A 26,299-nucleotide genomic window follows, 5' to 3' on the forward strand; every position below is an offset into this window, starting at 1 on the left:
ATGGGCGTCGTCATTCTGCTGATCATGGCGGCCGGGGTGGCCGCGATGCTGAGCCGCAAACTCCCCACGGCCTTCGCGCTCGTCCTGCTGGCCCTCGCGATCGCGCTGGCCTCGGGCGCCCCGCCGACCGGCGAGAACAGTCTGCTGGACACGGTGCTCCAGGAGGGCGCCCCGGCCCTCGCCGCCACCATGATCGCCATCCTGCTGGGCTCCTGGCTCGGCAGGCTGCTCGACGAGACCGGGATCGCGGGCACGCTCGTCCGCAAGATCGTCGAATTCGGCGGCGACCGGCCCGTGGTGGTCGCCCTCGGTGTGCTGGCCGTCTCCACCCTGGTCGGTACGGTCACCGGCTCGGCGCCGGCCGCGATGCTCGCCGGGATCATCGGTATCCCGGCGATGATCGCCGTCGGTATTCCGAAGGTCACCGCCGCGGGCACGATCCTGATGGGGATCGCCGCCGGGATGCCCTTCGAACTGCCCGTCTGGCAGTTCTTCTCCAGCGCGCTGGAACTGCCCGTTCCGACCGTGCGCGGCTTCATGGTCAAGCTGTTCCCCTTCGCGCTGGCCGCCGCGGTCCTGTTCGTCCTCATCGAGACCCGGCGCAAGGGCACCGAGCACGCCTGGTCGCTCACGTCCGTTCCGGAGAAGCCGCTTTCACGCCGCCGACGGCTCGGCGACGCGCCCTGGTACGCGCTGCTGACCCCGGCCGTGCCCCTGATCCTCGCGCTCGGCCTGGACGTGGCCATCGTGCCCTCGCTGCTGGCAGGTGTGGTGTACGCCCTGGTCACCACCACCCGGCCGGGAGAGATGAACAAGCGGCTGCTGCGCACGCTCTACGGCGGCTTCGAGACCGCCGCCGCGCCGATCGTGCTCTTCATCGCCATCGGGATCCTGCTCGCCGCGGTGAAGCTGCCGGGCGCGGTGGCGGCGCTGGCGCCGCTGGTGAAGGCGGTCAGCCCGCAGAACCCCGTGCTGTTCGTCCTGGTCTTCACCCTGCTGGTACCGCTCTGCCTCTACCGGGGCCCGCTCAATGTGTTCGGACTCGGCGCGGGTATCGCCGGGGTGCTCATCGTGGCCGGCATCTACCCGGCCGTGGCGGTGCTGGGCCTGGCCACCTCGTACAACCAGGTCTTCGGTGTCGCGGACCCGACCAGCACCCAGACGGTGTGGAGCGCGCAGTACGCGGGCGTCACCCCTCAGCAGGTGATGGCGCGCACCCTGCCGTACGTCTGGCTCGTCGCGCTCGGTGGATTCACCGTGACCGCAGCGACATACCTCTGACGCCCGCACCGCTGTCCGGACCGCCCGTCCGCGCAACCCCTTGCACGCCCTACTCCTGCCACGCGCCACTTTTGCCACGCGCCACTCCTGTCACTCAACACTCCTGAAACGGAGCACCTGATGACCGAGCCGCAGAACCCGAGCCGACGAATCCTCCTGCGCGGCGCCGTCGCCACCTCGGCCGTACTGGCCGCCGGTGTCGGCACCGCGCCGAGCGCCGCCGCGGCCCCCGGCGGATTCCCCGACTACCGTTATGTCAGAACCCTGCTGACGCCCTCCCGGCTGAAGTACAACCCGACCGGCGAGATCATCTTCCCGTGCGTCCGGGGGACGGCGGGCCGGATCGCGGGCGCGCTGGGCCGGTACTACCTCTACTACGCGCCGCACGACGCGCCCGGCGGTATCTGCCTGGCGTACGGCGACTCCCTGGAAGGCCCGTTCACGGAGTACCCGGCCAATCCGCTGGTCTCGCGCACCTGGCAGCCCCACTACTCCGTCAGCCATGTCTCGTCCCCCCATGTGCTGTGGAACGAGGACGCCAAGGAGATGTGGCTCTACTTCCACGGCGAGAACACGACCACACGGCTCGCCCGCTCCAAGGACGGCATCACCTTCACCTACGACAAGGTGGTGCTGTCGACCTCGATGATGCCCGCCGGGTCCACGGAGACCTCCTACGCGCGGGTCTTCGCACACAACCTGCCGTCGAGGAACGCCCGCTACGTCATGCTCTTCATGCTCAACAACACCACCAACCACCGTGACATCGCCTGGGGCTGGTCACCGGACGGCCGGAACTGGACCTTCGATCAGACCCCGCTCGTACGCCACTCGGACGTCGGCGCGGTCAATGTCGGCGGCCCGCATCTGCTGACCCGTAACGGCAGCGCGTACGTGGTCTACAACAAGGACAAGGAGAGCGGCGGCGACCTCATGATCACGGAGGTCGGCAACGACTTCACGCGCCGCGACCACCTCGGCGTCTTCTACAACTCCGCCGCCGGCGCCCCGGACAACGGCCGCAGTGCCGCTCCGAGCTTCGGTACGGACGGCGGAGTGCCGTACATGGTCTACGAGGCGGGCGAGCGGCTCGCGGGATCGATCGCCGTCGCCCGCGGCTAGGGCGTGTTGCGGAAGTAGCGCCGTCCGCCCTCAGGGCAGACGGGACTTCGGACGTACTCGTCCAGGTCCCGCCGGTACGGGATCCGGCCGCCGCGCCCGGTCCCGTACCGCCACCGCTCACGCGTCCGACACCGAGTCGAAGTCGACCTCGTCGCGCCCGATCCCCTGGGCGTCCGCGTCCACCGAGCGGCGCAGCGCCTCGTGCAGCTTCGCCGGGGTCAGCACCCCGGCGAAGCGCGCCCCTTCCAGCACCGCCACCCACCCCGCGTCATGCTGGAGCATCTCGCTGAACGCCTGCTTCAGCGGGGACCCGAGCGGTACCCACGCCTCCATCCGGCGGGCGAAGTCACCGACCGAGCCGCGCTCCCCGGCCTGCGCCAGCGCGTCCGCGGAGACCCAGCCGTGCAGTTCGCCGTCCCCGTTCAGCACCACCGCCCAGCGGGCCCGCTGCGCGCGCATCCGGGCCGCCGCGTCCCTGGCCGGCTCGTCGGTCCTCGCGACCGGCGGCTCCTCCAGATCGGCCGGCTCGACGGCGGTCACCGAGAGCCGCTTCAGCCCCCGGTCCGCGCCCACGAACCGGGCCACATAGGGCGTGGCCGGGGTGCCGAGGATCGCGCCCGGCCTGTCGTACTGCTCGATACGGCCCTCCCCGTACACCGCTATACGGTCGCCCATCCGCACCGCCTCCTCGATGTCGTGCGTCACCATCAGCACCGTCTTGCGCACCGTCGCCTGGAGCTTCAGAAACTCGTTCTGCAGCCGCTCGCGCACCACCGGGTCCACCGCGCCGAACGGTTCGTCCATCAGCAGCACCGGCGGATCGGCGGCCAGGGCGCGCGCCACCCCCACCCGCTGGCGCTGCCCGCCCGACAACTGCGCCGGATAGCGCGGTCCGTAGGTCGCCGGGTCGAGTCCCACGAGATCGAGCAGCTCCGCCGCCCGCTCACGCGCCTTCGCCTTCTTCCAGCCGATCAGGGCGGGCACGGTCGCCGTGTTGTCGAGGACCGTGCGGTGCGGGAACAGCCCCACCTGCTGGATGACATAGCCGATCCGGCGGCGCAGCCGGACCGGGTCGACCCGCGAGATGTCCCGGTCCTCGACGAAGATGCGCCCCGAGGTGGGCTCGATCAGCCGGTTCACCATCATCATCGTGGTCGTCTTGCCACAGCCGGAAGGCCCCACCAGCATGACCAGTTCGCCCTCGTCGACGTCGAAGGACAGCCCGTCGACGGCGGCCGTTCCGTCCGGGTAGACCTTGCTGACCTGCTCGAACCGGATCATGACCTCACGCTAGGAGCGGGCGGGCCGCCGCGCGCGCGGGCCGGGACTGTCCGGGGAACCGCGTACGCGCTGAACGGAGGGCGCCCCGGGTCCGTACAGCTCCTCGAACCCGCGGTCGCGGAGCGTGGCGGCACGGAGCGGGGCGCCTGGAGCGGGGCGGTCTCGGCCGGGCGGCGGCCCGTGTGCTGAACTGTCCGGCGTGACTGCCCCGGGAGGGGCGCGACCGGCCCCGGAAGGGGCGAGCGAGAACAGGAGCAGCCTTGACCAGCTACCGCCAGCCCGGCGTCGTCCTCACCGACCACCGCTTCACGGTCCCGTTGGACCACGGCGATCCGTCGGGGGAGCGGATCGAGCTGTTCGCCCGCGAGGTCGTCGCGAGCGCGCGGGCGGCGGCGGACCTGCCCTGGCTGGTGTATCTGGAGGGCGGGCCGGGCTTCGGCGCGCGCCGGTTCATCGGCCGGCAGGCGTGGCTCGGCCGCGCCCTGAAGGAATTCCGGGTGCTCCTGCTCGACCAGCGCGGCACCGGCCTCTCCACCCCCGTCAACCGGCAGACCCTGCCCCTGCACGGCGGCCCGGAGCAGCAGGCCGGCTATCTCGCGCACTTCCGCGCCGACTCGATCGTGCGCGACTGCGAGACGATACGTCCGCTGCTGACCGGCGGCGCCCCCTGGACGGTGCTCGGCCAGAGCTTCGGCGGTTTCTGCGCCACCCACTATCTCTCCACCGCTCCCGAGGGGCTGGAGACCGTTCTGATCACCGGCGGGCTGCCCTCCCTGGACGCCACGGCCGACGAGGTCTACCGCGCCGCGTACCCGCGCGTCGCGCGCAAGGTGGAGGCGTTCTACGCGCGCTATCCGCAGGACATCGGCACGGCCCGCCGGATCGCGGAGTATCTGGCCGAGCACCGGCCCGTACTCCCTACCGGCTACGTCCTGACACCCGAGGCGTTCCAGTCCCTGGGAATCATGCTCGGCGGTGGGGACGGCGGCCATCAGCTGCACTATCTGCTGGAGAACGCCTTCGTCCGCACGCCGAAGGGCCCGGCGCTCTCCGACGCGTTCCAGGAGAGCGTCGCCACCGCCCTCTCGTACGCCGGACATCCGCTGTACGCCGTGCTCCACGAGGCGATCTACGGTCAGGACGGCCGGCCGACGCGGTGGGCCGCCGAGCGGGTGCGCGGCGAGTTCGCGCGGTTCGACGCGGCCAAGACCCTCGCGGGAGAAGGGCCGTTGTACTTCACGGGCGAGTCCATCCACCCCTGGCACTTCGCATCCGACCCCGCGCTCCGCCCGCTGCGCGAGGCCGCCGAACTGGTCGCGGCCCGCACGGACTGGAGCCCGCTGTACGACCCCGCCCGGCTGGCCGCCAACGAGGTGCCGGTCGCCGCGGCCGTCTACCACGACGACATGTATGTCGACACGGAACACTCCCTGCGCACCGCGCGCGCGATCCGCGGGCTGCGGACCTGGGTGACGGACGAGTACGAGCACGACGGTCTGCGGGCGAGCGGTCCGCACGTCCTGGACCGGCTGCTCGCGCTCGTACGGGACGAGGCCTGAGGCCGGGCCCCGCCACCGGCGCCCGGCGTCACCGGGCCCCGGCCGGTCCCCACCGGACTCGCCGAGCGGATGCCGGGAGCCGGGTGGACAATGTCCCGGAGGGGAACGCGGGAGGTGGTTGGCATGCTGCTGCCGGACAGACATCTGGTGGCCGATCTGCTGGCCCGGTACCGGGCCTGGGAACGGCTGGTGCTCGCCGATCCGCTCGACGAGGAGATACGCGGACGGTTCGAGGACGTGGCGTACACCCTCTGTGTGCTGATGGGACAGCGCACCGCACGTGAGGCGATCTGGCAGGCGGAGGCGTATCTGCGCCGGATCAGGCCCGTTCCGCTCTTCCCGGAGGGTACGAAGCCCGTCGCGCCGGGAGTCACGCCGTAGCCGTGTCGCGCCCGGCAAACCCCGTTGCCATCCCGGCAAGCGATCGATGATGCAATGGGTCCATGGACGACGACGCCCGGCTCGAAGACGTACTGAACGAAGTGGGACCCCGGCTGCGCAGGATCCGGCAGGAGCGCGGTGCCACACTGAGCGCGCTCTCCGAGGCCACCGGTATCTCCGTCAGCACCCTCTCGCGGCTGGAGGCCGGCCACCGCCGCCCCAGCCTCGAACTGCTGCTGCCCATCGCCCGCGCCCATCAGGTCCCGCTGGACGAACTGGTCGGCGCGCCCCGTGTCGGTGACCCCCGGGTGCGTGCCAAGCCCATCGTGCAGGGCAACCGTACGTTGCTGCCGCTCACCCGCCAGCCGGGCGGGCTGCACGCCTACAAGATCATCATCCAGCCCTCGCCGGACGACGACTGTGAGCAGCGCACCCATGAGGGGTACGAGTGGCTCTATGTGCTGGCGGGCCGGCTGCGGCTGCGGCTCGGTGAGCACGATGTGGTGCTCGGCGCGGGGGAGGCGGCCGAGTTCGACACGCACGTACCGCACTGGTTCGGGCCGGCCGCGGACGCGCCGGTGGAGTGCCTGAGCCTGTTCGGCCCGCAGGGTGAGCGGATGCACGTGAGGGCGCGGCCGAGGACGTCCTGAGAGGCGGATCCCCCGGCGGACCGTTCCCCGGCGGGCCGTTCCCGGGCCGGATGTTCCCAGCGAGGCAAGCGACCGCTTAGTATGCGCACGAGTGCGGTACTGCCCATCGTGTGTGGAGGCCCCGAATGCAGGCATGGCGAGTGCACCGGAACGGCGAGCCGGGCGAGGTGATGCGGCTCGAAGAGGTGGAGCGTCCCGTGCCCGGCGAGGGGCAGGTCCGGCTGCTGGTCCGGGCGGCGGACATCAACTTCCCGGACGCCCTGCTCTGCCGGGGCCAGTACCAGGTCCGGCCGCCGCTGCCCTTCACTCCGGGCGTGGAGATCTGCGGTGAGACGGAGGACGGACGCCGGGTCATCGCCACGCCCGCGCTGCCGCACGGCGGGCTCGCCGAGTACGTGGTCGCCGACGCGGCCGGGCTGCTGCCCGCGCCCGAGGCGCTGGACGACGCGGAGGCGGCCGCCCTGCATATCGGCTATCAGACGGGGTGGTTCGGGCTGCACCGGCGGGCACGGCTCCAGCCGGGGGAGACCCTTCTCGTCCACGCGGCGGCCGGCGGGGTCGGCAGCGCGGCCGTACAGCTCGGGAAGGCGGCCGGAGCGACCGTCATCGGGGTCGTCGGAGGCCCGGACAAGGCGCGGGTGGCCCGGGACCTGGGCTGCGATCTGGTGATCGACCGCCGTGCGGACGACATCGTCGGCGCGGTCAAGGAGGCCACCGGCGGCCGGGGCGCTGATGTCGTCTACGACCCGGTGGGCGGCGACGCCTTCGCCAAGTCCACCAAGTGCGTGGCCTTCGAGGGCCGCATCGTGGTCGTGGGCTTCGCGAGCGGTGTGATCCCCACCGCGGCCCTCAACCACGCGCTGGTCAAGAACTACGCGATCCTGGGCCTACACTGGGGCCTCTACCACACCAAGGACCCGGCGGCGGTGGCCGGTTGCCACCGGGAGCTGACCGCGCTCGCGGCCCGGGGCGCGATCAAGCCGCTCATCAGCGAACGGGTCCCCATGAAGGATGCCGCCGACGCGGTCCAGCGGGTCGCCGACGGCACCACCACCGGACGCGTGGTCGTCCTCCCCGAGGGCGGTGCCCGATGACCGACGCCGCCGAACTGCGCTCCCTCACCAGGGAGTTGCTGGCCGGCCACCCGCCGGCCACCACCGGCCGCACCGACTTCCTCAAGGCGCGCTTCGACGCCGGGCTCGCCTGGGTGCACTACCCGGCGGGGCTCGGCGGGCTCGGCGCGCCGCGCTCCCTCCAGGCCGTCGTGGACGCCGAGCTGGCCGCCGCGGGCGCGCCCGACAACGATCCGCGCCGGATCGGCATCGGCCTAGGCATGGCCGCGCCGACCATCCTGCGCTACGGCACCCAGGAGCAGAAGGAACGCTTCCTGCGGCCCCTGTGGGTCGGTGAGGAGGTGTGGTGCCAGCTGTTCAGCGAGCCCGGCGCCGGCTCCGACCTGGCCGCGCTCGCGACCCGCGCGGTACGCGACGGCGACTCCGCTTCCGGCGACTGGATCGTCAACGGGCAGAAGGTATGGACCTCCAGCGCCCATCTCGCCCGCTGGGCCATCCTCATCGCCCGTACCGATCCGGACCTGCCCAAGCACCGGGGCATCAGCTACTTCCTCTGCGATATGACCGCCCCCGGCGTCGAGGTACGGCCGCTGCGCCAGATCACCGGCGAGGCCGAGTTCAACGAGGTCTTCCTGACCGGCGTCCGCATCCCCGACGCGCACCGGCTCGGCGGGATCGGCGAGGGCTGGAAGGTCGCCCGGACCACGCTGATGAACGAGCGCGTCTCCATCGGCGGCGCCCGGCTGCCCCGCGAGGGCGGCATGATCGGTACGGTCGCCCGCACCTGGCGCGAGCGGCCCGAGCTGCGCACGCACGAGCTGCGTCAGCGGCTGCTCACCCTCTGGGTGGAGGCGGAGGTCGCGCGGCTGACCGCGGAGCGGCTGCGTCAGCAGCTCGTCGCAGGACAACCGGGCCCCGAGGGCAGCGGGATGAAGCTCGCCTTCGCGCGGCTCAACCAGGAGATCAGCGGTCTGGAGGTGGAACTCCTCGGGGAGGAGGGCCTGTTGTACTCCGACTGGACCATGCGCAGGCCGGAGCTGGTCGACTTCACGGGACGGGACGCCGGTTACCGCTATCTGCGCGCGAAGGGGAACTCCATCGAGGGCGGTACGAGCGAGGTACTGCTGAACATCGTCGCGGAACGCGTACTCGGCCTGCCCTCGGAGCCGCGCAACGACAAGGACGTCGCCTGGAAGGACCTGGCCCGATGACCGACGCTTCCCCCGATCTGCTCTACTCGGACACCGAGGACGATCTGCGCGCGGCCGTACGGTCGTTGCTCACCGACCGCTCCGATGTACCGGCGGCGCTCGTCCGCGCCGAGGCCGGAGATCCCTACGACGCGGAGCTGTGGACCTCGCTCACCGCCGGGATCGGCGCGTCGGGGCTGCTCGTCCCGGAGAAGCTCGGCGGCCAGGGCGCGGGCCCTCGCGAGGCCGCGGTCGTCCTGGAGGAGCTGGGCCGCGCCGTCACGGCCGCGCCGTATCTCACCAGCTCCGTGGTGGCGACCGAGACGCTGCTCGCCTGCGACGGGGAGAGCACCGAGAGCACGGATGTCGCGGGCCTGCTCACCGCGCTCGCCCACGGCCACCGGGTCGCGGTGCTCGCGGTGCCGCTGTCCACCGCCCCGGACGGACCGCTGCCCGCCGGTGCCGCAACGGTGACCGGGGTCGCCGACGCCGTACGCGCCGATGTCCTGCTCGTGGTGCGTCACGACGGGCTGTACGCGGTCGAGACGGCCTCGCCCGGGGTCACCGTCGAGCCGCTGACCCCGCTCGATCTGACCCGGCCGCTCGCCGCGGTCACCGTCAATCCCGCCGCCGGGATCCGGATCGCCGAGGCTCCCGCGGCGCAGGCCGCCGTACGCCGTGGACTGCTGGCCGGGGCGGGGCTGCTCGCCTCCGAGCAGCTCGGTATCGCCGAATGGTGTCTGGAGGAGACCGTCCGGCACACCCGTGAGCGCACCCAGTTCAACCGGCCGATCGGGTCCTTCCAGGCGCTCAAGCACCGGATGGCGCAGCTGTGGCTGGAGGTCGTCTCGGCCCGCGCGGCGGCCCGTAACGCCGCCGACGCGCTGGCCACCGGCAGCCCGGAGGCTCCCCTCGCGGTGGCTCTCGCGCAGGCGTACTGCGGACGGGTCGCCGTTCACGCGGCCGAGGAGTGTGTCCAACTGCACGGCGGGATCGGGATGACCTGGGAGCATCCCGCGCATCTGTATCTCAAACGCGCCAAGTCCGATGAGATCGCCTTCGGTTCGCGGGGCCGGCACCAGGAGACGCTGGCCTCGCTCGTCGATCTGCCGGGACCCCGGTAGCCGGTCCGCCTCGTCCAGGTGGCGGGCCGCGGGCACAGCCGTCCGGGCCGTCTGGACAAGCACCCCTTTACTTGCTGTTTAATTGCGACTCGATCGCAATAACGGATGATCTTCAATAGGGGTGGACGCATGACGGCCCGATCGATACGCGGCACGGCCGCCGCGGTGCTGGCCGGAGCACTGGCCCTCACCGCGGCGGCCTGCTCGAACCCGGGCGGCCCGGGCGCGGGTGGCGGGGCGAAGGATTCGGTGGTCGTGGGCATCGCCTACGAACCCGACAGCCTCAGCCCGCTCCTCGGCTACGGCAAGGACGGCAACTCCAAGATCTTCGACGGGCTGCTCGCCTACGACGGCGAGATGCGGCTCAGGCCCGCGCTCGCCACCGCGCTGCCGACGGTGAGCGAGGACGGGCTGACCTACACCTACCGGCTGCGCGAGGGCGTGAAGTTCAGCGACGGCAAGCCCTTCGGCGCCAAGGACGTCGTCTTCACGTACCGCACCATCCTGGACGAGAAGACCAACAACGCGTCCAGGACCGAGCTGGACGCCGTCAAGGACGTCACCGCCCGGGGCGAGCACACCGTCGTCTTCACCCTGAAATACCCCTACGCGCCGTTCGACCGGCGGACCGTCCTGCCCATCGCGCCCGCGCACATCGCGGGCGAACAGGACGTCAACACCGGCCCGTTCACCACGAAGCCCGTCGGCACCGGCCCCTATCTCCTCACCGGCTGGTCCAAGGGCGAGAAGATCAGCTTCACGGCCAACCCGGACTACTGGGGCGGCGCGCCCGAGGTGAAGAAGTTCACCATGGCGATCATCAAGGACGACGACGTGCGCGCCACCCGGCTGCGCGCCGGGGAACTCGACGGCGCGATCCTGCCGCCCAACCTCGCCAAGGGCTTCGCCGAGGACAGCGGCCGCACGACCTACGACGCCACGACCTACGACTACCGCACCGTCACCCTGCCGACCCACCACAAGGTCACCGGCGACACCGCCGTCCGCAGGGCCCTGGACATCGCCGTCGACCGCGAGACCATGGTCGACCGGATCCTCGAAGGCGCGGGCAAGCCGGCCTACGGCCCGGTCCCCACCGGCAGCGAATGGTTCGCCCGGGGCACCGAGCGCCGCTACGACCCCGAAGGGGCCCGGCGCATCCTCGACGACGCGGGCTGGAAGCCCGGCAAGGACGGGGTCCGCGTCAAGGACGGTGTGCGCGCCGCCTTCCCGCTCTGGTACCTCACCGGCGACAAGCTCCGCCAGGAACACGCCCTCGCCTACGCGTCCGACGCCAAGAAGGCGGGCATCGACATCACGACCCAGGCGGGCACCTGGGAGGTCATCGAACCGCGGATGAGGCAGGACGCGGTCCTGGCCGGCGGCGGCTCGCCGGGCGACCCGGACTTCGACCAGTACACCCTGCTCATGTCCTCCCTCGCGGGCGACGGCTTCAACAACATGGCGTGGTACGACAACCCGGCCGTCGACAAGGCCCTCGACGCGGGCCGCGAGAGCGGTGAACCGGCCGCGCGCAAGGCCGCGTACGACACCGTCCAGCGGGAACTGGTGAAGAACCCCGGCTACACCTTCCTCACCCATATCGACCACCTCTATGTGGTGAACGACCGCTGGGACGGGCTCTCCACGCAGACCGAACCGCACGACCACGGTCTGGCGTCCGGCCCCTGGTGGAACATCGAGGACTGGACACCCAAGAAGTGAGCCGCCGCCTCCCCTGGGGGGCGATGGGCCGGATGGCGGGGCGGCGGCTGCTGTTCGCCGCCCCGGTCCTCCTCGTGGTGACCTTCGGTGTGTTCGCCGTCGCCGCCGCCTCCCCCTTCGACCCCGTGAAGGCGTACGCGGGCACCGCGGGCCTCACCGCCTCGCAGGAGAACCTCGACCAGCTCCGGGTCAACCTCGGAGTGGATCAGCCACTGGTCCACCGCTGGTGGAACTGGCTGACCCACGCGCTCGGCGGCGACCTCGGGGACTCCTCCGTCCTGCGCGCGCCCGTCTCCGCCGTGATCGGCGAGCGGATCGGCTGGTCCGCGCTGCTCGCCGTCACGGCCTTCGCCGTCGCCATCCTGCTCGGCACCTCCCTCGGCGTGCTCGCCGCGCGCAGGCCCGGCGGTCCGCTCGACCGCTGCGCCGGCTCGGCCGCGTACGTCCTGGAAGCCGCTCCCGCCTTCTGGCTCGGGCTTCTCGCGATCTGGTTCTTCGCGGTCACGCTCGGCGTGCTCCCGGCGGGCGGGCTCACCGACGCGGCGAGCGACACCGTCACCTTCGGGCAGGTCGCCTCGCATCTGGTGCTGCCCGCCGCCGTGCTGGGCATCTCCCAACTGCCGTGGTTCTTCCTCTATGTACGCCAGGGGGTCACCGACGCGCTGGCCGAGGATCCCGTACGCGGCGCCCGCGCCCGCGGCCTGAGCGAACGCACCGTACTGCTCGGTCACGCCCTGCGCTCCGGCATGCTGCCGATGCTCACGCTCATCGGCTCGCGGGTGCCCGAACTCATCACCGGCGCACTGCTCGTCGAGACGGTCTTCAGCTGGCCCGGAATCGCCGCCGCCACCGTGCAGGCGGCCACCTCCGTGGACTTCGCGCTGCTCGCCGCCCTCACAGTGCTCGCCACCGCCGCCGTGCTGATCGGGAACCTGCTCTCCGATCTGCTCTACGGACTCGCCGACCCGAGAGTGGGCTTCGATGGCTGACACGACCACCGGACCGGCCCCCACCACCGCGCCGGTCGCGACAGAACCGGCCACCACCGAGCCGGTCTGGCGCTCGCACGGGCGCACGCGCCGCTCGACCCGTACGGTCCGGGTCCGTACCTCCGCCGCCATCGTGGCGGTCGTGGCCCTCGCCGTACTCGTCGTACCGCTGCTCGTCCCCCTCGACCAGCAGGCCGTCGATCTGGCCAGGAAACTCCAGCCGCCCTCCCTGTCGCATCCGTTCGGCACGGACGACGTCGGCCGCGATCTGCTGCTGCGCTGCGTCTACGGACTGCGCGTCTCGCTGCTTGTCGGACTCGTCGCGGCGCTCGTCGCCACCGTGATCGGTACGGCGGTCGGCGCGGCGGCCGCGGCCTTCGGCGGCTGGACGGACCGGCTCGTCATGCGGCTCGTGGACACGTTCTCGTCCGTACCGCATCTGCTGCTGGGCATCTTCATCGTCGCCATGTTCCGGCCCGGCGTCTGGCCGGTGATCGTGTCCGTGGCGCTCACCCACTGGCTCTCCACCGCCCGGATCGTCCGCTCGGAGGTGCTCTCGCTGCGCGCGCGTCCGTATATCGACGCGGCCATCTCGGGCGGCGCGTCACGCCGCCGTGTCATCGGCCGCCATCTGCTGCCGGGCGTCATGCCGCAGGCCGGACTCGCCGCCGTCCTCATGGTGCCGCACGCGATGTGGCACGAGTCCGCCCTCTCGTTCCTCGGACTCGGCCTGCCCAGCCACCAGGCGAGCCTCGGCAATCTCGTGCAGACGGCGCGTGGTTCGCTGCTGGCCGGGGACTGGTGGCCGACGCTCTTCCCGGGGCTGTTCCTGATCGTTCCGACCCTCGCCCTCGCGGGACTCGCGGGCGCCTGGCGGGAACGGATCAATCCGCGCCGTCGATCGGAGCTGATGCTGTGACCACGCCCGCCCCGGCGGTCCCGCCGACCGGTTCCGTCGATCCTGTTCCTGCCGGTCCTGTTCCCGCCGGTCCTGTTCCTGTCGTCTCCGCGGGTCCCGCCGAGTCCGCTGCTTCCGCCGAGTCCGCGGGGCCCGCCGAGTCCGCGCCGCCCGTGCTCTCCGTACGGGGGCTCGGCGTCCGCTTCCGGATGCGCGGCGGGCGGCACATCGCCGCCGTCACGGACGCCGGCTTCGATCTCGCGGCGGGGGAGTGCCTCGCCCTCGTCGGGGAGAGCGGCTGCGGAAAATCCGTCCTCGCCTCCGCCCTGCTCGGACTCCTCCCCGGCAACGCGCGGACCACCGGCTCCGCCGTCCTCGACGGTATCGATCTGCTCGCCGCCGACGAGCGCACGCTCGCGCGGACGGTACGGGGACGGCGCGTCGGCCTCGTACCGCAGAGCCCGGCCGCCCATCTCACTCCGGTACGTACGGTACGGGCGCAACTGGAGGAAACCGTAAGGGAACTGACCGGCACCCGCGGCCGGGAACTCCACCGGGCCGCCGAGGCCGCCGCCGACCGCGCGGCCTTCCCCGCCGGCCATCTCGACCGCTATCCGCACGAACTCTCCGGCGGTCTCGCCCAGCGCGCCGCGACCGCGCTCGCCCTGATCGGTGACGCCCGGCTGCTGCTGGCCGACGAGCCGACCACCGGACTCGACCGGGATCTCGTGGACCGTACGGCCGACGAACTGCGACGCCACACCGACGAGGGCCGCGCCCTGCTGCTGATCACCCATGATCTGGCCGCGGCCGAGCGGATCGCCGACCGCGTCGCCGTGATGTACGCGGGACGGATCGTCGAACTCACCGACGCGCGAGGGTTCTTCGGGGAGCCGGGGCCGCGCCACCCTTATGCGCGCGGACTGCTCAACGCCCTGCCGGAGCGCGCGTTCACCCCCATCCCCGGGTTGCCCCCGGAACTCGGCGAGCTGCCCGAAGGCTGTGCCTTCGCGCCCCGCTGCGACCGGGCCACCGAACTCTGCGCCACCACACCGCCCTTCACGGACAACCTCGCCTGCCACCACCCCCGGAAGAGCACCGCCGAGAGCGCCGAGGAGACCGTCCGTGCTTGAACTCCGTTCCATCACCGCCGGATACGAGCGGCGCGCCCCCGTCGTACGGGACGCGTCCCTCACCCTCGCGCCCGGTGCCTCGCTCGGGCTGCTCGGCCCCAGCGGCTGCGGCAAGTCCACGCTCGCCAGGGTCGCGGCGCTGCTGCACCGCCCCGACGCGGGGACCGTCACGGTCGACGGCCGCCGGGTGACCGGCTGGCGCCACCGGGCCCCGCGGGCACAGCGGACCGCGATCGGCGTGGTCTTCCAGCAGCCACGGCTGTCGGCGGATCCCCGGCTGCGGATCGGCGAGTTGATCGCCGAACCGCTGCGCGCGACCGGCCGCCGGGCGGACCTCACGGCGCGTGTCGGTGAACTGGCCCGCACGGTCGGACTCACCGGCGAACTGCTGGGCCGCCGCCCGCACGAGGTCAGTGACGGGCAGCTGCAACGCGCCTGTCTGGCCCGCGCGTTGGTACTGCGCCCGCGCTGGCTGGTCTGCGACGAGATGACCGCGATGCTGGACGCCTCCACCACGGCCGCGCTGGTCGCCGTCGTCGAGGAGTACCGCCGTGAGCACGGCGCGGGCCTGCTGGCCGTCGGCCATGACCGTGTCCTGCTGGAGCGCTGGTGCGACCGTACAGTCCGCTGGACGGAGATCACCGGGACCGGCTGAAGCGCGGATGGCGGGTGGGCGAACTCTGTGCCGGACGATATCGGCCGGGCCATGACAGGGCGGATACTCACCAGGGCCGAGGGCCTGTCCGGCGGATCTTCGCGGGCCCGCGACGCCTGGCACCGCACCTCGCCGCGTTGTCGGAGTCGCCCAAGTACGTCCAGTACATGGGCGATCCTCCGCCTTGCGATGCACGGCACCAGACGCCGCGGCCTGATCCACGAAGATCCGCCGGACAGGCCCTAGCCCACCCACGTCCCCTGGAGGCACCATGGCCCTCACCACCCGCCGCCGAGCTGTCGGTACGCTCGCCGCCGCGCTCGCGGGAGCGATCGCGGCACCCGCGTACGCACAGGCGGCCTCGCGGACAGAGCGCGGCGACGACGGCCCCCGGCCGCTGCGCCAGGCACACGCCCACAACGACTATCTCCACGCCCGCCCCCTGCACGACGCCCTGTCGCACGGCTTCACCAGCGTGGAGGCCGATGTCTTCCTGGTCGACGGCGAGCTGCTGGTCGCCCATGAGGCCACCGAACTCGACCCGGCCAGAACCCTCCGCGGGCTCTACCTCGATCCGCTGCTGGCGCGGGTACGGGCCAACCACGGTTCCGTATACCGGGGTTACCACCGGCCGGTGCAGCTGCTCATCGACATCAAGGCGGACGGCGCCGCCGCCTACGCCGAGCTGCACCGCCAACTGACCGGCTACCGCTCGATGCTGAGCCGTTACGCCGACGGCTCGGTGCGCGCGGGAGCGGTCACCCCCGTCATCTCCGGCGACCGCGCGGCCCGTGTCCCGATGGAGGCGCAGCGCGTGCGGTACGCCTTCTACGACGGGCGGCTCGATGACCTGGGGACGCCGGCCCCCGCCTCCTTCGTCCCGCTCATCAGCGGGAATTGGACCCAGAGCTTCGGCTGGCAGGGCGTGGGCGCGTTCCCCGCCGCCGAACGCGCCGAGCTGCTGCGCATCGTCGACGCCGCCCACTCCCACGGTCAGCGCGTGCGCTTCTGGAGCACGCCCGATCTGCCGGGGCCCGCGCGGGACGCGGTCTGGACCGAGTTGCTGGCCGCCGGCGTGGACCATCTCAATACGGATGACCTTGCGGGCCTCGAACGTTTCCTCCGGCAGCACCGTCCGTAGCCCGTAACGGGGAACCCGGGGTCAACCACCCGTACGGCGGACACGCCAGTCGGCCGACCCGGCCTCCTCCTCCGCCACACTGGCGGCCGAATGCCGCGATCCGGTGCGGCGGAGGAGGTTCTCGATGGCTGTTTCGATCTCTGTACTTCTGCTTCTGATGATTCTCGCGGTGGTCTTCCTGCGCAATGGAGGACTGAAGTTCTGGCATGCGACAGTCTGCGTCCTGCTGGGCTTCTTCCTCGCGGGCACGAGCATGGCGCCGACCATCGCGAACGGGATCTCCACCACGGCGGGCGTGGTCAGCGGCCTGCATCCCTGACCGGCCCGCCCGGGTCCCCGGGGCTATGTCCCCACCAGCCGCGACCTGATGAGGAAACGCACCCCCTCGGGGGCCTCCAGGGAGAAGCCGCTGCCGCGTCCCTTCACCACATCGACGATGAGCCGGGTGTGCCGCCACGCCTCGTACTGGCTCACCGACATCCAGAAGGGCACCGGCTCGGCGACCCCCTCGACCGCCAGGGACTGGAGCAGTACGTCGGAGGCGCCCGTACGGAACTCACCGTCCGGATAGCACATGGGCGCGCTGCCGTCGCAGCAGCCGCCCGACTGATGGAACATCAGCGGCCCGTGCTCCGCCCGCAGCCGCCGGATCAGTTCGGCGGCGGCGGGGGTCACCTCGACACGCGGCTCCCGTGGCTCCGATGGGGTCAGTTGTTCCCGTGGGGAAGTCTGCTCGTCCATGATCCCTCCGCCGCCGTCGGTCATCGGTCCGCACCGTGAGGGACCCAGTCAACACCCCATGACGTTGCGAGACGGTTGCACGCGCACCGGACCCCGCTCCCGCCGCCACATCAGCGCCCGTTGTGCCGAGGTGGTGGTGAACATACGGATACGGGACAATCGGGGTGATCGACAGGGGGGTGGGCACGGTGCCACGGGGAGAAATGCCGCTCGCGGCGGGGGACGGGCCGCTTCTGCGGTTCGCCGCGGATCTTCGCCGGTTGCGTGACGAGGCCGGGAAGCCGGCGTACCGGATCCTGTCGGCCCGCGCGCACTACTCCATCGCCACCCTCTCCGGCGCCGCGGCGGGCCGGCGGCTGCCGACTCTCGCGGTGACCCTCGCCTACGCGCGTGCCTGCGGTGGGGACGAGAAGCAGTGGGCGCGGCGCTGGCACGACGTCGCCGCCGAACTCGCCGCCGAGAGCGCGGCGGACGAGGACGAAGCCGGGACGGGTGAGCGCGCGGAGGCGCCCTACGTGGGCCTTGCCGCCTTCAGGCCCGACGATTCCCAGTGGTTCTTCGGCCGTGAGGCCCTGGTCGGTGAGGTGATGACGCGGCTGGCCGCCCAGCGGTTCCTGGCCGTCTTCGGCGCCTCGGGATCGGGGAAGTCCTCCCTGCTGGGCGCGGGCCTGCTGGCGCGATTACGGGCCGAGGACGACCGCTGCCAGGTGATCACGCTGACTCCGGGGCCGCATCCCCTGGAGGAGACGGCCATCCGGCTCGCCTTTCCCGCGCGGTCCACGGCAGCCCGGCTCTACGCGGAATTCACCGCGGACCCGGGGAATCTGCATCGGACGGTGCGTCAGATCGCCCTTCAGCGCGGCGACGACGGTGAAGTCGTGCTGGTGGTGGACCAGTTCGAAGAGGTCTTCACCGTCTGCCGCGGCCAGGAGGAGCGGAGCGGCTTCATCGCGGCGCTCATCGCGGCGGCACGGGCACCCAGCAGCCGCTGCCGGGTGGTGATCGCGGTACGTACCGACTTCTACCCGCACTGCGCGGAGTACGCGGAACTGGCGGCGGCGCTGCGCGACGCGCAGATCACCGTCGGGCCCATGAGCGCCGACGAGTTGCACCGTGCCATCGTGCGGCCCGCCGGTCAGGCGGGATGCCGGGTGGAGGGAACGCTGCTCACCGCCCTGACGGCGCAGGCCCAGGGCCAGGTGGCCGTCCTGCCCCTGCTGTCACACGCCCTGCTGGAGACCTGGCGCCGCAGGCGGGGCAATGTGCTGACCCTGACCGGGTTCCAGGCGGCCGGTGGTATCGAAGGATCGCTCGCGCAGACGGCGGAGGCGTTCTACGCGGCCCTCGATCCCGGCCGGCAGGCCATCGCCCGCCACCTCTTCCTGCGCCTGACCGCCCTCGGTGAGGGCACCGAGGACACCAAGCGCCGGATCACGCGCGCCGAGCTGGACCCCGACGAGGACACCGCGGCCGTGCTGGAACGGGCCGTGGCCATACGGCTGATCACCCTCGACAGCGGGCGTCTGGAAGTCACGCACGAGGCGCTGATCCGCGGCTGGCCCCGGCTGCGCCGCTGGCTGGCGCGGGACCGGGAACGCCTGCGCGCGCACCGCCAGCTCACCGAGGCCGCCGGGGCGTGGGAATCGCTCAACCGCGATCCCGGCGCGCTCTATCGCGGCACGCGTCTCGCCATGGCACGGCAGGTGGCCCGCGGCGATGACAGCGGACTCACCGTACGGGAGCGCGCGTTCGTGAACGCCAGCCTGGCCGCAGAGGACGCCGAGACCACCACCGCCCTGCGCCGGGCCCGGCGGATGCGGCTGCTGGTCACCCTGCTCGCGGTGCTGCTGACCCTGACGACCGCGATCACCGTCTACGCGGTCCGCGCGAACGAGGAGGTCATCCGGCAGCGCAACAGCGCCGTCGCCTCGAACGCGGCGGAGGGAGCCACCGACATCCTGTACAAGGAACCGGCCCTGGCCGTGCAGATCGGCCTGGCCGCGCACCGGCTGGCCCCCACCGGGCACACGCGCGACAGTCTGGTCAGCACGCTCATGCCGTCATGGGTGGGCCACCACGGCGAGCTGGTCTCGCTGGCGATCGGCCCGGACGCGGCCTTTCTGGCCACGGCCGGTGGTGACCGTACGGTACGGCTCTGGGACATCGGCGATCCCCGGCGGCCCGTCCGGCTGTCCACCCTCGGCGGCCACGGCACCTTCGTCCGCCATGTCGCGCTGCGACAGGACGGCAGGATCCTGGCCACCGCCGGGGACGACCGGAAGGTACGGCTGTGGAACGTGGCCGACCGGAGGCACCCGGCGCTGCTCGCCACCCTCGACGGCCACACCGGTGCGGTACTCTCCCTCGCCTTCAGCCCCGACGGCCGCACCCTCGCGAGCTCGGGCGGCGACCGGACGGTACGGCTGTGGAACACCGGCGATCCGGAACGCCCCACGAGCCGGGCGACGTTGGGCGGACACACGGACACGATCCGCTCCGTCGCCTTCAGCCCCGACGGCCGCACGCTCGCCACGGCCGACGAGGACGAGACCGTCCAGCTGTGGGACACGAGCGACCTCGCGCGGCCCAGGGCGCTGTCACGATGGCGCGCGCACCGCATCGCCGCCATCGGGGTGGCGTTCAGCCCGCGCGGCGGCGTCCTGGCCACCGCCGGAGGCGGGGAGTCCGCGGTACGGCTGTGGGACATCACGGACCGCGGGCGTCCCCGGGAGCTGTCCGCGCTCACCGGCCACAGCGATGTCGTGGGCGAGGTCGCGTTCAGCCCGGACGGCCGCGCGCTCGCCACCGGGAGCGACGACCGGACCGTCCGGCTCTGGGACGTCGGCGATCCGCGGCGGCCCGCCGCCCGCGCCACCCTCACCGGATACACCACCGCCGTCGGCTCGCTGCGGTTCGATCCGTACGGCCGGACCGTGGTGTCCGGAGCGTACGACGGGGTGATCCGCGTCCTGCCCGTCGACTTCGGCCCGCTCATCGCGCGTGCCTGCGCCGCCGCGCACCCCACCATCACCCGGGCCGCCTGGGACCGGTACCTGCCGGGCGTCTCCTACCGGCCACCGTGCCCCTGAGCGGGGGTCCGTCAGGCGTCACACGTGCTTGCGCAGATGCGCGGTGACCTCCGCGCCGGTCTCCGGGGAGAGCCGCCCCTCCGGCACGTCGAAGCCCAACTCCCGTGCGAGCGTGGCGGCACGGAGGTCATAGGCGGCCTCGGTGAGATGGGCCAGGGTGTCCACGGCGCCGCGCGTCCGCCGCAGGCCGAGGGCGAAGACACCCGCGGCGAGGAGCAGCGACGGCCACCACCAGAGCGCCGGCAGTACGGTCAGCACGCCCCAGCCCGCCAGCGTCACGGCGGCGTCGAGCTCGGCGCGCGCGACGCGCAGCGCGTTCTGCTCGGCCTCGTTCAGGACCAGCCACAGCCGTGGCCAGGAGAACACGACATCGAGGCGGTACCAGCTCCAGACGCGGGTGTGGACCGCGTCCAGCCGGTCGCCGGTCCAGGTGGGATGGGCCGGAGGGCCCAGGGCGACGGCGTTGCGACGGGCCGCGAGCAGGTCGATCCGGGCGCCGGTGGCGGCCGGCGGCCGTGCGCCCGCGCCCGCCAGCTCGGCGCGGTACGCCCTGTCCGCCGCCTCCCATCGCTGGGCGCGTACCGCGGTCCGCCGTCGGGCGAGGCGCCGCAGTCCATACGGCCAGGGCTCGAACCACAGCCGGCCGAGGGCCGCGGCGGCGCCCCGTGCGGCCAGTCCTGCGGCTGCCGAGAGCACCGGCAGCACGGCGATCACGAAGACCCAGACGGACGACGGGCGGCGGCCGTCGAGGGGGCCGCCGGGCTCCAGCAGGCCGGTCAGACGGCCGAGGTCCGCCCAGTGCGTGTGCCCCAGCCGGTACGCGACCGCCGCGCCCGCCACATAGAGCAGCCCCGGGAGGACGAGCAGGGCCACCCAGCGCTCCATGTATCTGCGGCCCAGCTCGGCCAGCACCGCGTTCATCCCGTCCCCGCCCCTCCCGCTCCCGGTCGTACGAGGTCAGCGGAACCGGAGCGGCCGGCCGTGCAGGGCGCAGACCGGGAGATCGTCGCCGGGCCTCGGCTGCTCAGCACGGCGGCAGACGCCGGCCGGACACCGGTAGCCGCCGAGCGCCACACGCCCGCCGCGGTCGCCGCCGGGCAGGGCGACCAGACCGGACGGTTCGCCTTCCGGCGGGACACCGCGCGTCGTCCCCCAGGACTCCAGGAGCCTCAACAGTCCCAGCGCCCGCAGCCGTTCGGTGACGGGCTCCCCGCGCCGCGCCGCCGCCAGGGCCTCCTCCAGCCGGTTTCCGTCGCCGGTCTCCTCGGCGACGGCCCGCAGTTCGGGAAGTTCCCGGCACAGCACGCTCAGCAGCTCCGCCGACTCCACGATTCTGCCCCCTCAAGGAGAGTTGATGGACCATCATGTCATGTCCACGGATGATATGGGCTGTTGGTGCGGCCCGGGACAGACGGGAACAGGCAGGGACAGGCGGGGACGGACGCGAACGGACGGGGGCGGACGCATGCGGGACGACATCGGCTGGGCGGAGGTGGAGCGGCTGGCCGGCCGGCTCGTCGACCGGCTGGACTCCTTCTGGAACGGCGGAAGCCAGGGCGCGGTGATGGACCCCGCCGCCCTGACCGAGGCGGACAGGCTGCGCGCGACCGTACTCCGGGTCCACGGGGGGACGGCCGGCCAGGAGGGGACAGCCGGCCCGGAGAGGAGCGCAGGCCCGGAGAGGAGCGCCGGCCCGGGGCAGCCGCTGTACATCCTCGACCTGTCCATCCTGCAGGGGATCGCCCTCCTGCACTACGCACGCTGTCTGGTCCTGGGGCCGGAGAGCGAGGAGGCCGTGCCCGACGCGCGCATGGCGCTCGGACTGTTCGCCCTGGTCGGCCGGTTCGCGCCGGAAGAGGTACCCGAGCAACTGCGGGAGACCGTGGCCGCCCTGGACATACCCGTCGCGCACGACCTGCAGACCGTGGCCCAGAACGCGCTGGATCTGTACGGGCGTTGGCAGATCACGGGAGACGCCGGCTCCCTGGAGGCCGCGATCTCGCTGTGGCGGGACGCCCGGAGCGTCCTGCCCGCGTCCCACCCCGGACATCCGATGCTGCTGTCGAATCTGTGCGGCGCGCTGCGGGCCCGCTACACCGTGCACGGCGTCGAACCGGACCTGGAGGAGGCGGTCGACGCGGGCCGGCACGCGGTCCGCAGGGCGCACGCCGAGGATCCGGACCGGGGGATGTATCTGGCCAACCTCTCGGGAGCACTGAGCCTGCGGTTCGCGGTCCACCACACGCGCGCGGACCTGGACGACGCCGTCGACACCGGTGTGGAATCCGTACGCGTCGCGCGGGAACCCCACGCGCTCTTCCACTCCAACGCGGGTCTGGCACTGCTGGCCCGGTACGAACGGGACGCCGCGCCCGGGGACCTGGAGGCCGCGGCCGACGCCCTGCGGCTCGCCGTACGCCGCGCGACCCCGGACGATCCGCAGCGGGCCATGTATCTGTCGAACCTGGGGCTCGCGCTGGACCAGCGGTTCATCCGGCTCGGCGACCCGGCGGACCTCGACGACGCGGTGGACGGGGCGACGAGAGCGGTGGCGGAGTGTCCGCCCGGCACCCCGGGACGCCATGGCTTCCTGGCCAACCTCAGCGGCGTGCTCCGGTCGCGGGCCAGGCGGTCGGGGACGGCGGCCGATCTGAACGCGGCGGTGGACGCAGCCCGGCAGGCCCTGGCGACCGCCCCCGCGATGGGCCCGTCCCGTACCGCGCTCCTCGGAGTCCTGGGCCTCGCTCTGCGGCTCAGATTCCGGAGCCTGGACGATCCCCGGGACATCGATGAGTCCGTCGACCTCCTGCGGCGGGCCGCACGGGACGGCGGCGACGGCGCCGGCTCCCCGAGGGGCAAGCATCTCCATGACCTCGGCCGGGCTCTGCTGACCCGGTTCAAGCACACCTCGGACCCCGCCGACGCCGACGGAGCGATCGAGGCCGCCAGACGCAGCGCCGAAGCCGCGGACCGCGGCTCCGACCAGGGGCTACCGCTCAGTCTGCTGGGCGAGGCGCTGGGCGCACGGTCCCAGCGGACGGGCTCCGCAGCCGACACCGAGGAGGCGGTCGCGGCTCTGAAGAAGGCCCGCACACTGCTCGCGGACTTCCATCCGGGCGCCCTCGGCAAGTGCCTGTCAGAACTGGGGCTCGCCCTCGCCCGGCGCTTCGACCGCACCTCCGCGCTCGCCGACCTGGACGAGGCGATCGACGCCTTCCGGGAGGCGATCGAGGTGGACCCCGACGACCGGGACCGGACCGTCGACGAGTCGCACATCGGTGCCGTACTGATGCAGCGGTTCTCCCTCACCGCCGACCCGGACGATCTCGCCGAAGCGATCCGCTGGAACCGCCGCGCGGCCGAGCGGAGCTCCGCCGACGGCAGGCACACCTCACAGGTGCTGTTCAACCTGGGCCGTACGCTCCAGGCGGCCTACGAACGGTCCGGAGACCTCACGCTGCTGGACGAGGCCGTACGGCATTTCGAGGACGCCGAGCGGGCCGCCCGCGCCTCCGACCCGCAGCGCGCGAAGCACCTGTCCAACCTCGGAGCCGTGCTGCGCGTGCGCGCCGAGCGGCTCGGTTCCGGCGCCGATCTGGACAGGTCGGTCGAGCTGAGCCGGCAGGCGGTGGCGGTTCTGCCCGAGGACCACCCGGAGCGCGCGATCTACCTCTCCAATCTCAGCGTCATCCTCGGCACCCGCTACGTCCGGTCGGGGACACAGCGGGATCTGGAGGACTCGGTGCGGGCGGCCCGGGAATCGGTCGACGCCACCTCCCCGGCGGACGCGTCCGCCCATGTGGTCCATCTGATCAATCTGGGCGTCGCCCTGCGCCGGCGGTACGAATGGTCGGGCGCGCTCGCCGACCTGGACGAGGCGATCGAGACGTCCCGTGCCGCGGTCCGCGCGCTGCCCACCGGGCATGTGGACGGCGCCCTGCACCGGAACAACCTCTCCGTGGCCCTCACTTCACGGCATGAGCGGACGGGCGTTCTCGCCGACCTGGACGAGGCGATCGAGGCGTCCCGCGCGGCGGTCCTGGCCCTGCCCGACGACCATCCGCAGAGCGCCATGCAGCTGTCCAACCTGGCACTCGCGCTGCGCCGAAGGTACGAGAGCACCGACCGGCGGTCCGACGGCGACGAGGCGGTCAGCTGCCTGCGCCAGGCCGCACGCCGCTGCCCGGAGGATCATCCCCAGCGCCCCCTCTATCTGGCCAATCTCGCCATGTCACTCCTCATCCGCTACGCGAAGGAGGACTCGCCCGACGAGGCCGCCGATGTGGACGAGGCGGCCCAAGCCGCCCGTACGGCGGTCGGGTTGCTGCCCGACGACCATCCGCAGCGCGCCATGTGCCTGTCCAATCTGGGCTCGGCGCTCATCTTCCGCTGCTCGCTGAGCGGGAACCCGCGCGATCTCGCCGCCGGATTCGACGCCCTGCGCCGGGCCACCGGCATCGACACCGCTCCGGCGGCCGTGCGGTTCCGCGCGGCGCGCGGCTGGGCCACCGCGTCCGCCGACGTCGGTGACTGGGCGGAGGCGCTGGACGCCCACCGGGCCGCCCTCTCCCAACTGCCGCTGCTGGCCTGGCACGGCCTGGACCGTACCGACCGGCTCGACGCGCTCGGCCGCGCGGCGGGCCTGGCCGGCGACGCAGCCGCCGTCGCCCTGAACGCGGGCCGCCCGCGTGACGCGCTGCGACTGCTGGAACAGGGCCGCGGCGTGCTCCTGGCACAAGCCCTCGACGCCCGCGACGACATGACCGTGTTACGGGAGCAGGCACCCGAACTCGCCCACCGGATACGGGAAGTACGGGCCTTTCTGGACACCGCCGACTCCGGCGACTCCGCTCCGGACTCCGCGGCGAGCGCGGCCGACCCCGCGCGACTCGTACATGACCAGCGGATGATGGCGGAGCGGCGCCGTGAACTGGCCCGCGAGATGGACGATCTGGTGCGCCGCGCGCGCGAACTGCCGGGCCTGGCGGACTTCCTGCGGCTGCCCTCGCTCGAACGGCTGCGAGCCGCCGCCGGGAACGGGCCGGTGGTGGTCGTCAACACCAGCGCACTGCGCTGTGACGCGCTCGTCGTCACCCGCGACGCGCTGCGCACCGTCACACTGCCCGATCTCGCGCTGGAGGGGCCGGACGGTCTGGCCGAACGGGCCGGGACCCTGCTCGACGCGCTGGCCTCGGTGGGCCGTTCACCGGCCGACGCCTGGCGGGCCCAGCGGATCCTGCTCCGTACCCTGGGCTGGCTGTGGGACGTCGTGGCCGGGCCCGTACTGGCCGCGCTGGGAGCGGCGGACAGCGCCCCGGGCCCGGAGCGGCGGCCGGACCGGCTCTGGTGGTGCCCCACCGGCCTGCTCTCCCTGCTGCCCCTGCACGCCGCCGGGCACTACGGGCCCGAGGCCGCCGGCGCGGACGGTGCCCCGCGCTCGCTGCCGGACCGGTACGTGTGCTCGTACACCACGACGCTGCGTGCCCTCGCCGCGCAGACCGTCCCGCGTGACCGGACGGACGCGCGGGACGGCGGCGGCGACGACACGGGCCCGGACGGCGGGAACGGCCGGATGCTCGCCGTCGACCAGTCCGACACTCCCGGTCTGCCCCCACTGCCGCAGGCGCGCGCCGAAGTGCGGCTGCTGGCGGACCGGGTGCCGCGGACCACGGTCCTGTCGGGACCACAGGCGTCGCGCGCGGCGGTCCTGGAGACACTGCGGTCCCACTCCTTCCTGCACTTCTCCGGCCACGGCAGCCAGGACCCCACCGACTCGGCCGGCGGCGCGCTGTACTGCCACGACCACACGCGGGCCGGTCCCGTGACGGTCGCGGACATCTCGCGACTGCGCCTGGACCGCGCGCGGTTGGCGTTCCTGTCGGCGTGCGAGACCGCGCGGGGCGCCGCCGGACTGCCCGACGAGGCGGTCCATCTGGCCGGAGCCCTGCAACTGGCCGGATTCACCCATGTGGTGGCCGCGCAGTGGGTGGTGGACGACGCGTGCGCGCTGCGTGCGGCGGACTTCTTCTACACCGGCCTGATGCGGCCCGCGCATCCGAACGCCCCCGCCGCCCTCGATCCACACCGCGCCGCGACCGCCCTGCACGCCGCCGTACAGCGACTGCGCGAGCAGGACGACGACCCGCTGTCCTGGGCCGCCTATATCCACGCGGGGCCCTGAACCGGCGGGACGGAGGCGCGGGCGGGGGCGGGACCCGCGGCCGATAGCCTGACGAGGTGAATCGGATACAGCGGTCCGGCGGGCGC

Annotated in this window: 21 protein-coding genes; 17 read left to right on the forward strand and 4 right to left on the reverse strand. The window is 72.7% G+C overall.

Going from position 1 to position 26,299, the window contains the following annotated elements; translation table 11 throughout:
- Together ACFRKB_RS05825 and ACFRKB_RS05830 are read left to right on the forward strand one after the other, a co-directional pair.
- A complete protein-coding gene (locus ACFRKB_RS05825) occupies nt 1–1,281 on the forward strand; it encodes a TRAP transporter large permease (protein WP_383103615.1) in 1,281 nt (426 codons plus the stop codon).
- 120 nt (nt 1,282–1,401) lie between these two features.
- Nucleotides 1,402–2,403 carry a glycoside hydrolase family protein gene (locus ACFRKB_RS05830; protein WP_383103616.1) on the forward strand — a complete coding sequence of 334 codons (1,002 nt, stop codon included), beginning with the start codon at nt 1,402–1,404 and terminating at the stop codon, nt 2,401–2,403.
- 117 nt (nt 2,404–2,520) lie between these two features.
- On the opposite strand, the gene ACFRKB_RS05835 is transcribed toward ACFRKB_RS05830, so the two are convergent.
- Nucleotides 2,521–3,684: an ABC transporter ATP-binding protein gene (locus ACFRKB_RS05835; RefSeq protein ID WP_383103617.1), complete on the reverse strand. Its 1,164-nt coding sequence runs from the start codon at nt 3,682–3,684 to the stop codon at nt 2,521–2,523.
- A gap of 260 nt (nt 3,685–3,944) precedes the next feature.
- Here ACFRKB_RS05835 and ACFRKB_RS05840 point away from each other — a divergent pair, with 260 nt between their 5' ends.
- From ACFRKB_RS05840 to ACFRKB_RS05900, 13 genes are all read left to right on the forward strand, one after another.
- The gene (locus tag ACFRKB_RS05840; protein WP_383103618.1) at nt 3,945–5,243 is read left to right on the forward strand and encodes an alpha/beta fold hydrolase; all 1,299 of its coding nucleotides are present in this window, start codon (nt 3,945–3,947) and stop codon (nt 5,241–5,243) included.
- 123 nt (nt 5,244–5,366) lie between these two features.
- The gene (locus ACFRKB_RS05845) at nt 5,367–5,624 is read left to right on the forward strand and encodes a DUF5133 domain-containing protein (RefSeq protein ID WP_383103620.1); all 258 of its coding nucleotides are present in this window, start codon (nt 5,367–5,369) and stop codon (nt 5,622–5,624) included.
- Nucleotides 5,625–5,686: 62 nt separating this feature from the next.
- Nucleotides 5,687–6,274 (forward strand): helix-turn-helix domain-containing protein, encoded by a 588-nt coding sequence (locus ACFRKB_RS05850; RefSeq protein WP_383103621.1) that lies wholly within the window; start codon nt 5,687–5,689, stop codon nt 6,272–6,274.
- A 125-nt stretch (nt 6,275–6,399) separates the two neighbouring features.
- On the forward strand, nt 6,400–7,368 hold the full coding sequence (locus ACFRKB_RS05855; RefSeq protein ID WP_383103622.1) for an NADPH:quinone oxidoreductase family protein: 969 nt from the start codon (nt 6,400–6,402) through the stop codon (nt 7,366–7,368).
- Nucleotides 7,365–8,558: an acyl-CoA dehydrogenase family protein gene (locus tag ACFRKB_RS05860; protein ID WP_383103623.1), complete on the forward strand. Its 1,194-nt coding sequence runs from the start codon at nt 7,365–7,367 to the stop codon at nt 8,556–8,558. Before ACFRKB_RS05855 ends, ACFRKB_RS05860 begins: the two co-directional genes overlap by 4 nt.
- Nucleotides 8,555–9,661, forward strand: a complete 1,107-nt coding sequence (locus ACFRKB_RS05865; RefSeq protein WP_383103625.1) for an acyl-CoA dehydrogenase family protein — start codon at nt 8,555–8,557, stop codon at nt 9,659–9,661. Before ACFRKB_RS05860 ends, ACFRKB_RS05865 begins: the two co-directional genes overlap by 4 nt.
- A gap of 129 nt (nt 9,662–9,790) precedes the next feature.
- Nucleotides 9,791–11,386, forward strand: a complete 1,596-nt coding sequence (locus ACFRKB_RS05870; RefSeq protein WP_383103627.1) for an ABC transporter substrate-binding protein — start codon at nt 9,791–9,793, stop codon at nt 11,384–11,386.
- A gap of 23 nt (nt 11,387–11,409) precedes the next feature.
- Nucleotides 11,410–12,375 carry an ABC transporter permease gene (locus tag ACFRKB_RS05875; RefSeq protein WP_383103897.1) on the forward strand — a complete coding sequence of 322 codons (966 nt, stop codon included), beginning with the start codon at nt 11,410–11,412 and terminating at the stop codon, nt 12,373–12,375.
- Nucleotides 12,368–13,294 (forward strand): ABC transporter permease, encoded by a 927-nt coding sequence (locus ACFRKB_RS05880; protein ID WP_383103628.1) that lies wholly within the window; start codon nt 12,368–12,370, stop codon nt 13,292–13,294. Before ACFRKB_RS05875 ends, ACFRKB_RS05880 begins: the two co-directional genes overlap by 8 nt.
- A gap of 188 nt (nt 13,295–13,482) precedes the next feature.
- Nucleotides 13,483–14,406: an ABC transporter ATP-binding protein gene (locus ACFRKB_RS05885; RefSeq protein ID WP_383103899.1), complete on the forward strand. Its 924-nt coding sequence runs from the start codon at nt 13,483–13,485 to the stop codon at nt 14,404–14,406.
- Nucleotides 14,399–15,061 carry an ABC transporter ATP-binding protein gene (locus ACFRKB_RS05890; RefSeq protein WP_383103629.1) on the forward strand — a complete coding sequence of 221 codons (663 nt, stop codon included), beginning with the start codon at nt 14,399–14,401 and terminating at the stop codon, nt 15,059–15,061. Before ACFRKB_RS05885 ends, ACFRKB_RS05890 begins: the two co-directional genes overlap by 8 nt.
- A gap of 271 nt (nt 15,062–15,332) precedes the next feature.
- Nucleotides 15,333–16,202: a phosphatidylinositol-specific phospholipase C/glycerophosphodiester phosphodiesterase family protein gene (locus ACFRKB_RS05895; protein ID WP_383103631.1), complete on the forward strand. Its 870-nt coding sequence runs from the start codon at nt 15,333–15,335 to the stop codon at nt 16,200–16,202.
- 124 nt (nt 16,203–16,326) lie between these two features.
- Nucleotides 16,327–16,521 carry a hypothetical protein gene (locus tag ACFRKB_RS05900; protein WP_365971484.1) on the forward strand — a complete coding sequence of 65 codons (195 nt, stop codon included), beginning with the start codon at nt 16,327–16,329 and terminating at the stop codon, nt 16,519–16,521.
- 23 nt (nt 16,522–16,544) lie between these two features.
- On the opposite strand, the gene ACFRKB_RS05905 is transcribed toward ACFRKB_RS05900, so the two are convergent.
- Nucleotides 16,545–16,943 carry a DUF779 domain-containing protein gene (locus ACFRKB_RS05905; RefSeq protein ID WP_383103632.1) on the reverse strand — a complete coding sequence of 133 codons (399 nt, stop codon included), beginning with the start codon at nt 16,941–16,943 and terminating at the stop codon, nt 16,545–16,547.
- Between the two features lie 188 nt (nt 16,944–17,131).
- Here ACFRKB_RS05905 and ACFRKB_RS05910 point away from each other — a divergent pair, with 188 nt between their 5' ends.
- Nucleotides 17,132–20,032: a WD40 repeat domain-containing protein gene (locus ACFRKB_RS05910; protein ID WP_383103634.1), complete on the forward strand. Its 2,901-nt coding sequence runs from the start codon at nt 17,132–17,134 to the stop codon at nt 20,030–20,032.
- Nucleotides 20,033–20,050: 18 nt separating this feature from the next.
- Here ACFRKB_RS05910 and ACFRKB_RS05915 read toward each other — a convergent pair whose 3' ends face one another.
- Together ACFRKB_RS05915 and ACFRKB_RS05920 are read right to left on the reverse strand one after the other, a co-directional pair.
- Nucleotides 20,051–20,953: a hypothetical protein gene (locus tag ACFRKB_RS05915; protein WP_383103636.1), complete on the reverse strand. Its 903-nt coding sequence runs from the start codon at nt 20,951–20,953 to the stop codon at nt 20,051–20,053.
- A gap of 36 nt (nt 20,954–20,989) precedes the next feature.
- Nucleotides 20,990–21,361, reverse strand: a complete 372-nt coding sequence (locus ACFRKB_RS05920; protein ID WP_383103638.1) for a hypothetical protein — start codon at nt 21,359–21,361, stop codon at nt 20,990–20,992.
- A gap of 136 nt (nt 21,362–21,497) precedes the next feature.
- On the opposite strand from ACFRKB_RS05920, the gene ACFRKB_RS05925 reads away from it, so the two are divergent.
- A complete protein-coding gene (locus ACFRKB_RS05925; protein WP_383103640.1) occupies nt 21,498–26,213 on the forward strand; it encodes a CHAT domain-containing protein in 4,716 nt (1,571 codons plus the stop codon).
- Nucleotides 26,214–26,299: the final 86 nt, after the last annotated feature.

This window comes from Streptomyces scopuliridis, from assembly GCF_042790125.1.
GTDB classification, from domain to species: Bacteria; Actinomycetota; Actinomycetes; order Streptomycetales; family Streptomycetaceae; genus Streptomyces; species Streptomyces scopuliridis_A.

Bases quoted from the DNA above. Each gene is read 5' to 3' on its own strand.
- ACFRKB_RS05825 (WP_383103615.1), top strand. From the start codon at position 1: ATGGGCGTCGTCATTCTGCTGATCATGGCGGCCGGGGTGGCCGCGATG.
- ACFRKB_RS05830 (WP_383103616.1), top strand. From the start codon at position 1,402: ATGACCGAGCCGCAGAACCCGAGCCGACGAATCCTCCTGCGCGGCGCC.
- ACFRKB_RS05835 (WP_383103617.1), bottom strand. From the start codon at position 3,684: ATGATCCGGTTCGAGCAGGTCAGCAAGGTCTACCCGGACGGAACGGCC.
- ACFRKB_RS05845 (WP_383103620.1), top strand. From the start codon at position 5,367: ATGCTGCTGCCGGACAGACATCTGGTGGCCGATCTGCTGGCCCGGTAC.
- ACFRKB_RS05850 (WP_383103621.1), top strand. From the start codon at position 5,687: ATGGACGACGACGCCCGGCTCGAAGACGTACTGAACGAAGTGGGACCC.
- ACFRKB_RS05855 (WP_383103622.1), top strand. From the start codon at position 6,400: ATGCAGGCATGGCGAGTGCACCGGAACGGCGAGCCGGGCGAGGTGATG.
- ACFRKB_RS05860 (WP_383103623.1), top strand. From the start codon at position 7,365: ATGACCGACGCCGCCGAACTGCGCTCCCTCACCAGGGAGTTGCTGGCC.
- ACFRKB_RS05865 (WP_383103625.1), top strand. From the start codon at position 8,555: ATGACCGACGCTTCCCCCGATCTGCTCTACTCGGACACCGAGGACGAT.
- ACFRKB_RS05870 (WP_383103627.1), top strand. From the start codon at position 9,791: ATGACGGCCCGATCGATACGCGGCACGGCCGCCGCGGTGCTGGCCGGA.
- ACFRKB_RS05875 (WP_383103897.1), top strand. From the start codon at position 11,410: ATGGGCCGGATGGCGGGGCGGCGGCTGCTGTTCGCCGCCCCGGTCCTC.
- ACFRKB_RS05880 (WP_383103628.1), top strand. From the start codon at position 12,368: ATGGCTGACACGACCACCGGACCGGCCCCCACCACCGCGCCGGTCGCG.
- ACFRKB_RS05885 (WP_383103899.1), top strand. From the start codon at position 13,483: ATGCGCGGCGGGCGGCACATCGCCGCCGTCACGGACGCCGGCTTCGAT.
- ACFRKB_RS05895 (WP_383103631.1), top strand. From the start codon at position 15,333: ATGGCCCTCACCACCCGCCGCCGAGCTGTCGGTACGCTCGCCGCCGCG.
- ACFRKB_RS05900 (WP_365971484.1), top strand. From the start codon at position 16,327: ATGGCTGTTTCGATCTCTGTACTTCTGCTTCTGATGATTCTCGCGGTG.
- ACFRKB_RS05905 (WP_383103632.1), bottom strand. From the start codon at position 16,943: ATGGACGAGCAGACTTCCCCACGGGAACAACTGACCCCATCGGAGCCA.
- ACFRKB_RS05915 (WP_383103636.1), bottom strand. From the start codon at position 20,953: ATGAACGCGGTGCTGGCCGAGCTGGGCCGCAGATACATGGAGCGCTGG.
- ACFRKB_RS05925 (WP_383103640.1), top strand. From the start codon at position 21,498: ATGCGGGACGACATCGGCTGGGCGGAGGTGGAGCGGCTGGCCGGCCGG.